We start from the raw sequence: 12,398 nt of genomic DNA, 5'->3' as shown, positions 1-12,398 counted from the left end.
CCGACGGCGTGCGCGTGGACGCGGGCGCGGGATGGCAGGGTGGTGACGTGACCACGGACGACCGCACCGCACCCCCAGCCGCCCCTGCCACCACCACGACCCAGGCGCCGTCGGCGCCCGCCCCCACGGAACCCCCGCTACGCACCGTGGGCTGGGTGAACGTGCGCGACGGCCGCCTCCTCACCGTCCGCACGAGCGGCAAGGACCGCTTCTTCATGCCGGGCGGCAAGGTCGAGCCGGGCGAGTCGGACGCGGAGGCCCTGGTCCGCGAGATCCGTGAGGAGCTGGGCGTGCGGCTCGACCCGACGTCGGTCCGGCCGGGGTTCGTCGCCGAGGCGCCCGGTCACGGGCTGGGCGGGCGCCTCGTGCGCATGCACTGCCTGTACGCCGAGCCGCTCCCCGGCTCTCCGGCGCCCGCCCCGAGCGCGGAGATCGCCGAGCTCGCGTGGATCACGCCCGCCGAGGCAGATCGCGTCCCGCCCGCCGGGAAGATCGTCCTCGACCGGCTCGCGGGCGTCCTGACCGCCGTCTGACGACCGTCCCGCGCGGTCTGGACGCCGTGACCCGATGGGGACCTCGCCCCATCGGCGCGGGCGGCCGCACCGGCGACACGGAGATACGCTCCCTGGGCACGAGCCGCGGCGCGAGAGGGGACGACCATGGGGTTCTACGGAGCCGACATCGGCGAGCTGCGCGCGCTCGCGCAGCGCCTCACGACGGGTGCGGATTCGCTCGAGACCGCGCGCCGGTCCCTCGACACGGCGGTGACCGGGGTCCGCTGGGTCGGTCCCGACGGCGAGGAGCTCCGTGGCCGCTGGTCGGCGGAGCTCGGACCGGCGCTCGTCGCCGCGGCGGCGACCTTGCGCGACGCGGCGGACAAGGTCCGCACGAACGCCGACCAGCAGGAGTCCACGAGCACTGACGGCACGGGCGGCGGACCGGGAGCTCCGGGCGGACCGGGCGGACCGGGCGGAGGCTCCGGGGGCGGGCCCGGCGGCTCGGGCGGCGGTGACGCGGGCGACGGCTCGGGGTCCGACGACGCTCCCGGCGGTCCGGACGTCACCGTCAAGGGTTCCGACACGACGAGCACCGACAACGGCTTGCCCGGGAGCCCGGCGACGGAGGGCACCGACTCGAAGGTCGGCTTCGGTCTCTCGCACGACCCGGAGAGCGGTGAGACGACGGTCTCGGGCGCCGGCTCGCTCTCGGACTGGATGAAGACCACGGACGGCTCGAAGATCTCGTTCGGCGTCAACGGCGGCGCCGAGTACACGGTCGGGGAGAAGTCCGAGGACGGCTTCACGACGTACACGAACAAGTCCGACGTCTCGATCGGCATCGAGGGCGGCATCGACAAGGGGGGCACGGGCGTCAGCGGCGGGTACACGACCGGCGTCACCTCCGAGTACACGGTCAAGGTGCCCGACGGCGCCGGGGTCACCGACCCCGGCTCCATCAACCCGTTCGACCCGCGCAGCATGCCGGTGGGCTCGTCCGTGACGATGGACGGCGGCAGCTACGGGGAGACGGAGCTCAACGCCGCGTTCCGGCACATCGCCCTCGAGTCGTCCGTCAAGGAGTCCGAGGGCGTGAGCAGCGTCGTGGAGCGCACCGGCGAGGACACGGTGCGCGTGACCGCCGGCCCGACCGAGGCGATCGCCAACCACGCCGGCCTCGGCGTGGACTTCGATGCCGTCAAGGTCATGCTCGGGAACACGACGTCGCTCGACGGCGCGTCGCTGCGCAGCGCCGAGTTCGACCTGTCGACGGCGGAGGGCCAGGCCGCCTACGACCGCTATCTCGTCACGGGCGAGATCCCCGCCGACCCGTCGACCGGCATCTCGGGCACCACGAGGATCGAGCGCGTCGAGTACGACTCGACCTCGACGGTCGGCTTCGACACCCCCGTCGGGGGCGCCGAGTGGGAGATCGGCCAGAACACCGGGTCGCTCGTCTCGACGACCAATCCCGACGGCAGCACCGAGCAGCTCCTCACGGCGACGTACGGCGAGCGCGGCGACTTCCGCATGTCACAGGCCTTCGACGCCTCCGGGACCGAGGACGCCTCGGCGCGCACGTACTCGTTCGACGTCACGGCCGACGACATGTCGTCCCAGTACTTCAACACCCGCGAGTTCTCGGGCTTCTCCGTCCCGGGCGAGGTGGCGCCCGGGCAGCAGGTGACGATGACGCTCACCGAGTCGCAGATGGGCCGGCTCGCCGAGAGCGTGCGCACGGCCGTGGAGAACGACAACCTCGGCATGAACCTGCGCGCGGTCGTGACGGACTACGACGGGAACGCGGTCACGGACCCGTACCAGCTCGCCACCAGCCTTGCGCGCTCGGCGGACTCCGACCTCGAGCTCGTCATGATGATCTCCGACATCAACGCCGCGGGCGACGGCTCGATCACCGACCGCTCGGCCGCACGCTTCCCCGGCACGGTCACGCCGGCCGGCTGACGTCGTGGGGCGCCGTAGGGCGGCGCCCTGGTGCCGCGGGCGCGCCGGTCGTAGCGTCGTCCCGTGAACGCTGCGAGCGAGACCTTCCTCGCTGCGACGCTGCCCGTCCTGGACCTCGCGGTCGCGTCGGTCGTCGCCGTGCGCGACGCCGCGGCGCGCGCGGGCGGGTTCGACGCCGGGGCGCCGCCCGACCCCGAGCGCGTCGCCGCGGCGTTCACCAGCGACCGTCTGCTCCGCCTCGACAGTTCGCCCGTGGAGGGCTTCGCGCCGCTGTCCGGCTTCTTCCGCACGTCGGACGGGTGGGTCCGCACGCACGCCAACTACCCGCACCACCGCGCACGACTGCTGGCCCTCGTCGGCCTGCCCGACGACGCGACCCGCGACGACCTCGCCGCCCGGCTCGTGGGCCGCCCGGCCCAGGAGGTCGAGGACCGCGCCGCCGAGGTCGGGGCGATCGCCGCGCGTGTGCGCGCCGAGAGCGAGTGGCGCGCGTCCGCGCCCGGCCGGGCCGCGGCGTCGGGGCCGCCGGTCCGCACGCTGGTCCGTGACGACGTCGCCCGGCGCGTGGTGCTGACGCCCGGGCCCGAGCCGCTCGCCGGGGTGCGCGTGCTGGACCTCACCCGGGTCGTCGCCGGGCCGGTCGCGACGCGGACGCTCGCGCTGCTCGGCGCGGACGTGCTGCGGCTCGACCCGCCCCGGCTGCCGGAGATCCAGGTCCAGCACCTCGACACCGGTCAGGGCAAGCGGTCGGCGCTCCTCGACCTCGCGACGCCCGACGGCCTCGCGCGCGCCCAGGAGCTGCTCGGCGCGGCGGACGTGCTCGTCACCGGCTACCGGCCGGGCTCGATCGAGGCCCTCGGCCTGCGGCCGCCTCCGGGCGCCGTGCACGCGCGCGTCACCGCGTGGGGCGACGACGGTCCGTGGTCCGGGCGGCCGGGCTTCGACTCGATCGTGCAGGCCGCGAGCGGCATCGCGCTCGTGGAGGGCACGCGCGACGGGACCACGGGGCCGCCCGACGACGCACCCCCCGGCGCGCTCCCCGCCCAGGCGCTCGACCACGCGACGGGATACCTCGTCGCCGCCGCGGTCGTCGACGCGCTCTCCGAGCGTGCCGTGGACGGCCGGGGCCGCGACGTCGACGGCGCGCTCGCCCGCACCGCCCATGCCCTGCTGGCCGCTCCGGGCCGCGACCCCGCCCACGGGACGCCCCGCACGCCGGGGGCGCGCTGCGTCGTCGGGCACCGGGTACGCCTGGACGGCCGCGAGATCGAGGCGTCCACCGCCCGGCCGGCGCTCGACCGGATCGCCGGGACACCGGTCGACGACTACCCGGCGCCCGCGCACGCGTGGGGCACCGACGCACCGCGGTGGGTCTCGTGACGTCTGTGGCGGCCGACGTCGCGGTGCCGCTGCGGCGGGCGCGCGACCACATGGACGCGCACTTCACGGAACCGTTGACGCTCGCGGCGGTCGCGTCCGTCGCCGGCTACTCGCCGTTCCACTTCGCGCGCGAGTTCGCGCGCGCGTTCGGGACGAGCCCGGTGGCCTACCTCGCGACGCGACGCGTCGAGCGTGCCAAGGACCTGCTGCGCTCGGCGAACCTCACCGTCACGGAGATCTGCCACGCCGTGGGCTTCTCGAGCCTCGGCTCGTTCTCGGCACGGTTCCGGGCGGTCGTCGGGGTGTCGCCGACCGCGTACCGCGACGAGCACGTGCGCCGCGGTGGACCACCGCCGGTCCCCGGTTGCTTCGCCCTCGCCTGGGGCCAGCCGCAGCCCGACGGCTCCGCACGATCGGAGAAGCCCACCGTCACCGGCGGGTCCTAGCCTCGAGGACGAGGCGGCCGCACGGCCGCGACCGACGACCCGGCCACGGCCGGACGAAGGAGACCCGATGCTCACGCTGTCCCACACCACCGTGTTCGTGCTCGACCAGGACTCCGCGAAGGAGTTCTACACGAACGTCCTCGGCTTCGAGCTGCGCGACGACGTGTCCATGGGCGCGGAGTTCGAGGGCGCCGGCGCGGGGTTCCGGTGGCTCACCGTCGGCCCGGAGGGCGACCCGAGCCGCACGATCGTCCTGTCCGACTGCGCGATGGGCCGCGATCCGGAGTCCGCCGAGCAGCTACGCTCGCTCGTCGCGAAGGGCTCGCTGGGCGCAGGCGTCATGGAGACCGACGACTGCGAGGGGGCGTACCGCGAGCTCAGCGCCCGGGGCGTGACGTTCCGCCAGCCGCCGACCCACCGCCCCTACGGGATCGAGGCCGTGTTCGTCGACGACTCGGGCAACTGGTTCAGCCTCACGGAGCGCCCCGCCTCTCCGCCCCGCTGACCGGGCTACTGCTTGGCCATCGCGATGCGCATCCGCTCCTCCGGACTCACGACGTGGTCGTGGCTGTCCGTGCCGACGTCGAGCACGACGCGGTGCAGGCGCCCGGTGAAGCGGCTCGTGCGCGTCGTGTAGTCCGGGGAGACGCAGGTCCCGGACTCGTGGCCGACGTCCGTGGTCTCGTCGGCCGAGAACACCAGGGGCTGGGTCGCCTCGACCCGGCCCCGGCCCACCGGGGCGTCGTCGTGGAAGAGGGTGACGTCGCCGCCCTTGGCGAGCCCTCCGCCGTCGTACGCGAACTCCATGCGGACGACGTGGCTCCCGGCAGGGACCGGCTCGTCCGCGACGGCGGTGAACAGGTGGATGCCGAGGACGTTGTAGGTGAAGGTGAGCCGGCCCTCGTGCACGTACAGGCTCCACCCGCCGAACCGGCCGCCCTGGGCGATGATCACGCCCTCGGCGCCGGTGCTCGGCACCTCGACGTCCGCGGAGACCGAGAACGACCGGTTCTTCATGCTCACGACACTGTTCTCCGACAGGCGCCCCATGCCCGGGTAGAAGACCTGCGACGTGCCCCGGATGAGCGTCGGGCGGCCGGCCATCGACGGCTCCAGCCGCTCCGACGTCCGGTCGTCCATCGGGAGCACGTTGTACTTCGTGGCCTCGATGAGCCACAGGCGCTGGAGCCTCGCCAGGACGTCCGGGTGCTCGCCGGCGAGGTCGTGCGCCTGGCTGAAGTCGCGTGAGCCGTCGTAGAGCTCCCACACGTCGTCGTCGAACGCGGGCAGCTCGCCGCCGACCATCACCCACGGTGTGCGGTGCTTGGTGACGGCGCTCCAGCCGCGGTGGTAGATCCCACGGTTGGCGAACATCTCGAAGTACTGCAGGTCGTGGCGCTCCGGGGCGTCGGCGTCCTCGAGCGCGTAGAGCATGCTCGTCCCCTCCATCGGCGACTGCTGCACGCCGTTGACCACCGTCGGCTCGGGCAGCCCGGCCGCCTCGAGGATGGTCGGCGCGATGTCGACGACGTGGGTGAACTGCGAGCGCAGGCCGCCCTTCTCGGCGATGCGGCTCGGCCAGTGCACGATGGTCCCGTTGCGGGTCCCGCCCCAGTGCGACGCGACCTGCTTGGTCCACTGGAACGGCGTGTCCATCGCCCACGCCCAGCCGACGGCGTAGTGGTTGTACGAGCTGGGCGAGCCGAGCTCGTCCATCTTCGAGCGCATGAACTCCGGGGTCTCGAGCGCGGCCATGCCGTTGAAGTTCGCCATCTCGTTGAACGCGCCGTTCACCGTCCCCTCGGCCGACGCGCCGTTGTCGCCGACGATGTAGTACACGAGGGTGTCGTCGAGGACGCCCAGCTCCTCGAGCGTGTCGATCAGCCGGCCCACGTGGTGGTCGGTGTGCTCGAGGAACCCCGCGTAGACCTCCATCTGGCGGGCGAGCACGGGCTTGAGGTCGTCGGGCATGTCGTCCCACGCGGGGATCTCGTCGTGGCGCACCGTGAGCTCGGCGTCCTGCGGGACGACGCCCAGCTCCTTCTGCCGCGCGAAGGTGCGCTCGCGCTGGACGTCCCACCCGTCGTCGAACGCTCCGCGGTACTTCTCGATCCACTCCGCCGGCACGTGGTGCGGTGCGTGCGTCGCCCCCGGCGCGAGGTAGACGAAGAACGGCTTCTCGGGCATCAGCGCCTTCTGCTGCCGCACCCACGCCGTGGCGTGGTCCACGAGGTCCTCCGTGAGGTGGTATCCCTCCTCGTCCGTCGCGGGCGGCTCCACCGGGGTCGTGCCCTCGTACAGCGCGGGGTCGTACTGGTTGTTCTCGCCGCCGATGAACCCGTAGAACGTCTCGAACCCGCCGCCGCCCGTCGGCCACGCGTCGAACGGGCCCATGGGCGACGTCTGCCAGACCGGGACCTCGTGGCACTTGCCGAACTGCGCCGTCGAGTAGCCGTTGAGGCGCAGCGTCAGCGCGAGGGGTGCCTTGGTGTTGGGCCGCAGCGAGCTGTTCCCGGGGGCCGACGTCGCGGTCTCGGTGATGCTGCCCATACCGACCGAGTGGTGGTTGCGCCCCGTGAGCAGGGCCTGGCGCGTGGGCGCGCACAGCGCCGTGGTGTGGAAGCGGTTGAGCCGGAGCCCGCTCGCGGCGAGACGCTCCGCCGTAGGGGTGGCGCACGGCCCGCCGAACGCGCTCGACGCACCGAAGCCGACGTCGTCGAGCAGGATCACGAGCACGTTGGGCGCGCCGTCGGGCGGGAGCAGCGGCTCGATCGGCGGGTACGCCGTGTCCGGGTCCTTCGCGTCGTACGTCGTCAGGCCGACCGGCGGGCGGTCAGGGATCGGGAGCATCGCGCGGGCGTGCCGGTCGGGGCGCATGGGTCCTCCACTGGTCTGGTCAGACGGAACCCTCCCGACGCTAGGGACGTCGGCCAGGCCTCACATCACCCAGACCGCATGAGAGCGAGCCGCGCCGGGTCGCCGACCTCACGGCCTCAGATGTGGTCGAGCCTGCGCAGGATCGCGCCCTCGCGCAGCGCCCAGGGGCAGATCTCGACCTCGTCGACGCCCAGCGCCCGCATGGTCTCGACCGCGACGACGCCGCCCGCGACGATCTGGAAGGTGCGCTCCGGCGTGATCCCGGGCAGCGCGGTGCGGCCCTCGGCCGTGATGCGCGCGAGCCGCGGCACCCAGTCTGCGAGCTGCGAGCGCCGCATCCGCCACCGGTCGTCGGGGCCGACGGACTCGGTCTGCATCCCTGCCAGCCGCGCGAGGGACCGGAAGGTCTTGGACGTGGCGACGACGTGGTCGGGGGCGGGGAGGTCCTTGAACGCCGCGACGGCGGGGGCGAGCGTCGCTCGCACGTGCGCGCGCAGCGCCTCCACGTCCTCGGGCGTGGGCGGGTCTCCGGGGAGGAACGCCATCGTCATGCGGCCGGCGCCGAGCGGGACCGACACCGCGAGGTCGGGCTCCTCGTCGACGCCCGACGCGATCTCGAGGGAGCCGCCGCCGATGTCGAGGACGAGCAGCCGCCCCGCGGCCCAGCCGTGCCAGCGGCGCGCGGCGAGGAACGTCAGCCGCGACTCGTCCTCGCCGGACAGCACGCGGACCGGCTGGCCGACCCGCTCGCCGATGGCCGCGAGCACCTCCGGGCCGTTGGTCGCGTCACGCAGGGCCGACGTCGCCATCGGCAGCATCTCGTCGACGGCGGACTCGCGCGCGAGCCGCATCGCGTCGTCGACGGCGCCGAGCATCGCCTCGACGCCCTCCGCCGAGAGCGACCCGTCGGGCTGCAGGTAGCGCATGATCCGCACGACGGTGCGCGCTCCGGCCGCCTGGACGGGCCGCGCCGCGTAGGCGGCGTCGACGACGGCGAGGTGCACGGTGTTGGAGCCGATGTCGAGGACACCGAGGCGCGTGGTGGGACTCACGCGCCGAGCGTAGCGGCGACCTCGTCGTCCGTCGCTGCGCCGTCGGCCAGCGCCTGCGCGTCCGCGACGACGGCTCGCTCCTCTGCCTGAGCCGCCGCGACGGCCTCGGCCCGAGCCGCGACGATCGCGCGGTGCAGGTCGGCGTGGACGCGACGGCGCACCCTGCGCGCGATCTCCTCGGCCTCGTCGGGCTCGACCGGGTCGCCGTCCGCCTCGCGCAGCGCGACGACGTCGGCCACCTCGAGCGCGATGCGTCGCTCGGCGTCCTGGAGCAGCGCGACGACGGCCGCGTCCGCGGCGCGCCCGAGACGTGTCTCCTCGAACGCCCGCGTGGCGTCGTCGACGATCGCGCGCGCCTCCGCCACGAGCTGCGACGAGATCGCCGGCGAGTGGGCCGCGAGCGTCGCGAGGTCGTAGAGCAGCACGCCCTCGACGTCGGCGACGCGCGGGTCGACGTCGCGGTGCAGCGCGAGGTCGAGCACGACCGTCGGACGCGCCTCGGGCTCCTCGCCCGCCCGGACCGCGGCGCGCTCGCGCGCCCGCACGACCGCTGCGGCGTCGAGCACGTGCTCGATGACCTGCTCGTGCCGGGCCTCTGCCACCGCCCGGCCCCGGGCACCGCTGCACGACACGACGAGGTCGGCGTCCTCCAGCGCGGCGACGAGGTCGGTCACGGCCTCGACCCCGCGCGCGGCGGCGAACTCCGCGGCGCGCCCGGACTGCGAGTACACGCGGACGTCGTCGCACCCGAGCGCGCGGAGCGCGGCGAGGCTCGCGCCCGCGTACGAGCCGGTGCCGATGAGGACGGCCCGGACCTGGGGCCACGGCGGGAGCTCGGCCGCGGCGAGGTCGAGACCGAGGGCGACGACCGACCGCCCGGCCCCGCCGAGCGTCGTCGACGTGCTGACCTTCTTCGAGGTGCGCGACGCCGTCTGGAACAGGAGCTCGAGCGCCGACGACGTCACGCCGTCGGCGTGCGCCGTCTCCAGCGCGCGCTTCACCTGGCCCGCGATCTCACGCTCGCCGACGACCATCGAGTCCAGCCCCGACGCGACGGAGAACAGGTGCTCGGCGACCTCGGTCCCGGCGCGGGTGGTGAAGGCGGCGCTCGCCTCGGCGACGTCGACCCCGGAGGCGTCGGCCACCATGCGCGCGACGTGCTCGGTCGCGTGGCGCACGCCCGGCCCGTCGAGGGGGGCGTCGACGTCGAGGTACAGCTCGAACCGGTTGCACGTCGCGAGGACGACGGCACCGGTGATCACGTCGCAGGCCGCGACCGCGGAGCCGCCGATCGAGTGCGCCCCGGTGGAGAGTCGTTCCAGGGCGTCGAGGTCGAGCTCGTGGTGGCTGGCCGTGAGGGAGAGAAGAGCCACAGTGCCTCCGATTTAATCATTCCACCGAGAGAGAGGCAGAATCGGTAGCTGTGATTCCTGTCGCCCTTTCCGCGGGCCATCCCCTGACCGACGGTCGTACCGACCGTTCCCCGCTCGTGCAGGCCCTGCGTGCGGGCACCACGGGAATCCGGCCGGAAATCACACCGGTGTGGTTCATGCGCCAGGCGGGCCGGTCGCTGCCCGAGTACCGCGCCGCGCGCGAGGGCGTGAGCATGCTCGACTCGTGCCTGCGCCCCGACCTCGCGTCGGAGATCACGCTCCAGCCCGTCCGCCGCCACGCCGTGGACGCTGGGATCTTCTTCTCGGACATCGTCGTGCCGCTGCGGCTCGCGGGGGTCGAGGTGGACATCGCGCCGGGCGTCGGCCCCGTCATGGGCCAGGCGTACCGCACGCCCGACGACGTCGCGCGCCTCGTGGAGACCGAGCTCACCGAGGAGGCGCTCGCCCCCATCACGGAGGCCGTCGCGCTCACGGTCGACGCGCTGGGCGAGACCCCGCTCATCGGGTTCGCGGGCGCGCCGTTCACGCTCGCCGCGTACCTCGTCGAGGGCCGTCCGTCGCGCGACCACCTCGCGGCGCGTGCCCTGCTGCGCGGCGACCCCGAGACCTGGCAGCGCCTCGTCGACTGGGCCGCCGACCTCACGGGCACGTTCCTGCGCGCCCAGGTGACCGCCGGGGCGAGCGCCGCCCAGCTCTTCGACTCGTGGGCCGGCTCGCTCTCGCTCGCCGACTACGCGGCGGGCGCCGCACCGGCGAGCACGCGCGCGCTCGGGCACGTCGCGGACCTCGGCGTGCCGGTGGTCCACTTCGGCACCGGGACGGGCCACCTCCTGCCCGCCATGCGCGACGCCGTCACGGCCGCCGGGGTGCGGGACGTCGCCGTCGGCGTGGACTACCGCACCCCGCTCGACGACGCGGCGCGGCTCCTCGCGGACGGGCACGCACCCGTCCCGGTCCAGGGCAACATCGACCCCGCGCTGCTCGCCGCGCCGTGGGACGTGCTCGAGGCGCACGTGCGCGACGTCGTGCGACGCGGTGCCGCTGCCCCCGGGCACGTGGTGAACCTCGGGCACGGCGTCCCGCCGGACACCGACCCGGACGTCCTGACGCGCGTCGTCGGGCTCGTCCACTCGCTCGCCGGGGACACCCACACGGCCACCGACCAGCGGGACGAGGCGACCCGACCATGAGCGACATGCCGACGACACCCCGCACGCCGGAGCCCGGCCCCTCCCCCGAGGAGAGGCCGGAGCGCGCGGACGCGGTCGTCGTCGGCGCGGGCGTCGCAGGGCTCACCGCGGCCCGCACGCTGCGCGCGCGGGGGCTGCGCGTCGTCGTGCTGGAGGCGGCGGAGGTGGCCGGCGGGCCCGTCCGGGGCGGCGACCTGCCCGGCCTCGAGGGCGTCCCTGTCGACCTCGGCGCGGAGTCCTACGCGTCTCGCGGCACCGCCGTCGGGGAGCTCGTGCGCGACCTCGGCCTCGACGTCGTGGAGCCCTCGGGCGCGGGCGCCTGGGGCTACGCCGCCGGACGCGCCTACCCGCTGCCGCGCGCCGGGGTGCTCGGCATCCCCGCCCACCCGTGGTCGCGCGACGTGCGCCGCGCCGTCGGCCTCGGCGGGGCGCTGCGCGCGAGCCTCGACCGGGTGCTCCCGCGCCGGTTCGCCGACCCGCGCACCCTCGAGACGTTCGCGCGGTCGCGCATGGGGACGCGCGTCACGGAGCGGCTCGTCGCGCCCGTCGCCGCGGGCGTGCACTCGGCACCGCTCGACCGGCTCGACGTGGCGGCGGTGGCACCCGGGCTGCTCGAGGCGTTCGAGCGCGAGGGGTCGCTCGCGCGTGCCGTCGCGTCGCTGCGCGCGCTCGCGCCCGCGGGATCGGCCGTGCGGGGGATCGACGGCGGCCTGCACCGGCTCGTGGAGGAGCTCACGCACGGCGTCGACGTCCGGCTGCAGCACGAGGTCACGGAGCTCACCCGCCGAGACGCCCGCCCCGGAGCTCGCGCGGAGGGTGCCGACGGCTCGGTTCCCGGCGACTGGGTCGTGCGCGCGCAGTCCCCCGTCGGGCCGGTCGTGCTCGCCGCGCCCCGCCTCGTCGTCACCACGCCCACGCTCGTCGACCAGCTCGGTCCGCTCGTCGGCGGACCCGCCGACCTCCTGCCCGACCCCGAGCCGGGCGCAGACGTCCGCCTCGTCACGCTCCTGCTGCGCGCCCCCGAGCTCGACGACGCGCCGCGCGGAACGGGCATGCTCGTCGCGCCGCCGCACCGCGACGCGGGACGTGCCGCACCGCCGTCGGACGTCGAGGCCAAGGCCCTCACCCAGTCGACCGCGAAGTGGCCGTGGCTGCGTGAGCGCGTGCGCGCCGTCGTCGGGCCGGGCCACCACGTGGTGCGGCTGAGCTACGGCCGGATCGGCGCGACGTCGGAGCCCGACCTCGACCGCGTCGTCGCGGACGCGTCGCGCCTGTTCGGCGTCGACCTGCACGGCCGCGTGCTCGGCCACGTCGTGACGCGCTGGAACGGCGCGCTGCCTCCGCCGACCCCCGCCTACCGGCGCGAGGTGGCGGCGTTCGTCGGACGCGTCGACACCGTCCCCGGGCTCGCGGTCACGGGCGGCTGGATCGCCGGGACGGGCCTCGCGTCGATCGTGGGGCACGCGCAGGAATGTGCGCGCGGGCTGGCATCGATCGAGTAAGGCAAACCTGAGCCGGAAACGCCCAGGAATGCGCGGGAGAAATTGTCGGGGAATTGACCTGACAGCTCGTCCGGAAGTTCCTGACCGCCCGTCAG

Annotated in this window: 10 protein-coding genes; 7 read left to right on the top strand and 3 right to left on the bottom strand. The window is 74.7% G+C overall.

Going from position 1 to position 12,398, the window contains the following annotated elements; all coding sequences use genetic code 11:
* Positions 1 to 47: 47 nt before the first annotated feature.
* From ACMXGY_RS01790 to ACMXGY_RS01770, 5 genes are all read left to right on the top strand, one after another.
* On the top strand, positions 48 to 533 hold the full coding sequence (locus ACMXGY_RS01790; RefSeq protein WP_483775178.1) for an NUDIX hydrolase: 486 nt from the start codon (positions 48 to 50) through the stop codon (positions 531 to 533).
* A 126-nt stretch (positions 534 to 659) separates the two neighbouring features.
* On the top strand, positions 660 to 2,462 hold the full coding sequence (locus tag ACMXGY_RS01785) for a hypothetical protein (RefSeq protein WP_483775177.1): 1,803 nt from the start codon (positions 660 to 662) through the stop codon (positions 2,460 to 2,462).
* A gap of 63 nt (positions 2,463 to 2,525) precedes the next feature.
* Positions 2,526 to 3,842, top strand: coding sequence for a CoA transferase (locus ACMXGY_RS01780; protein ID WP_483775176.1), 1,317 nt, complete (start codon positions 2,526 to 2,528; stop codon positions 3,840 to 3,842).
* A complete protein-coding gene (locus ACMXGY_RS01775) occupies positions 3,839 to 4,288 on the top strand; it encodes a helix-turn-helix transcriptional regulator (protein WP_483775175.1) in 450 nt (149 codons plus the stop codon). The genes ACMXGY_RS01780 and ACMXGY_RS01775 overlap by 4 nt, the downstream gene beginning before the upstream one ends.
* A gap of 67 nt (positions 4,289 to 4,355) precedes the next feature.
* Complete coding sequence (locus tag ACMXGY_RS01770; RefSeq protein ID WP_483775174.1) at positions 4,356 to 4,793, top strand: VOC family protein; 438 nt, start codon at positions 4,356 to 4,358, stop codon at positions 4,791 to 4,793.
* Positions 4,794 to 4,798: 5 nt separating this feature from the next.
* On the opposite strand, the gene ACMXGY_RS01765 is transcribed toward ACMXGY_RS01770, so the two are convergent.
* From ACMXGY_RS01765 to ACMXGY_RS01755, 3 genes are all read right to left on the bottom strand, one after another.
* Positions 4,799 to 7,165 carry a sulfatase-like hydrolase/transferase gene (locus ACMXGY_RS01765; protein WP_483775173.1) on the bottom strand — a complete coding sequence of 789 codons (2,367 nt, stop codon included), beginning with the start codon at positions 7,163 to 7,165 and terminating at the stop codon, positions 4,799 to 4,801.
* Positions 7,166 to 7,281: 116 nt separating this feature from the next.
* Positions 7,282 to 8,217, bottom strand: coding sequence for a Ppx/GppA phosphatase family protein (locus ACMXGY_RS01760; protein WP_483775172.1), 936 nt, complete (start codon positions 8,215 to 8,217; stop codon positions 7,282 to 7,284).
* On the bottom strand, positions 8,214 to 9,590 hold the full coding sequence (locus ACMXGY_RS01755; protein ID WP_483775171.1) for a glutamyl-tRNA reductase: 1,377 nt from the start codon (positions 9,588 to 9,590) through the stop codon (positions 8,214 to 8,216). Before ACMXGY_RS01755 ends, ACMXGY_RS01760 begins: the two co-directional genes overlap by 4 nt.
* Before the next feature lie 50 nt (positions 9,591 to 9,640).
* Here ACMXGY_RS01755 and hemE point away from each other — a divergent pair, with 50 nt between their 5' ends.
* Complete coding sequence (hemE, locus tag ACMXGY_RS01750) at positions 9,641 to 10,801, top strand: uroporphyrinogen decarboxylase (RefSeq protein ID WP_483775170.1); 1,161 nt, start codon at positions 9,641 to 9,643, stop codon at positions 10,799 to 10,801.
* A 5-nt stretch (positions 10,802 to 10,806) separates the two neighbouring features.
* Entirely contained in the window at positions 10,807 to 12,303 is a 1,497-nt protein-coding gene (locus ACMXGY_RS01745) for a protoporphyrinogen/coproporphyrinogen oxidase (protein ID WP_483775169.1), read from the top strand.
* Positions 12,304 to 12,398: the final 95 nt, after the last annotated feature.

The sequence above is a fragment of the Cellulosimicrobium sp. G4 BAM 1002 genome, from assembly GCF_057126935.1.
The sequence above is the reverse complement of the archived record's forward strand: the minus strand, read 5'-3'. Positions and strand labels throughout refer to the sequence as shown.

Excerpts from the sequence above, each read along its gene's own strand:
- ACMXGY_RS01765 (WP_483775173.1), bottom strand. The coding sequence starts at position 7,165 with ATGCGCCCCGACCGGCACGCCCGCGCGATGCTCCCGATCCCTGACCGC.
- ACMXGY_RS01770 (WP_483775174.1), top strand. The coding sequence starts at position 4,356 with ATGCTCACGCTGTCCCACACCACCGTGTTCGTGCTCGACCAGGACTCC.
- ACMXGY_RS01785 (WP_483775177.1), top strand. The coding sequence starts at position 660 with ATGGGGTTCTACGGAGCCGACATCGGCGAGCTGCGCGCGCTCGCGCAG.
- ACMXGY_RS01745 (WP_483775169.1), top strand. The coding sequence starts at position 10,807 with ATGCCGACGACACCCCGCACGCCGGAGCCCGGCCCCTCCCCCGAGGAG.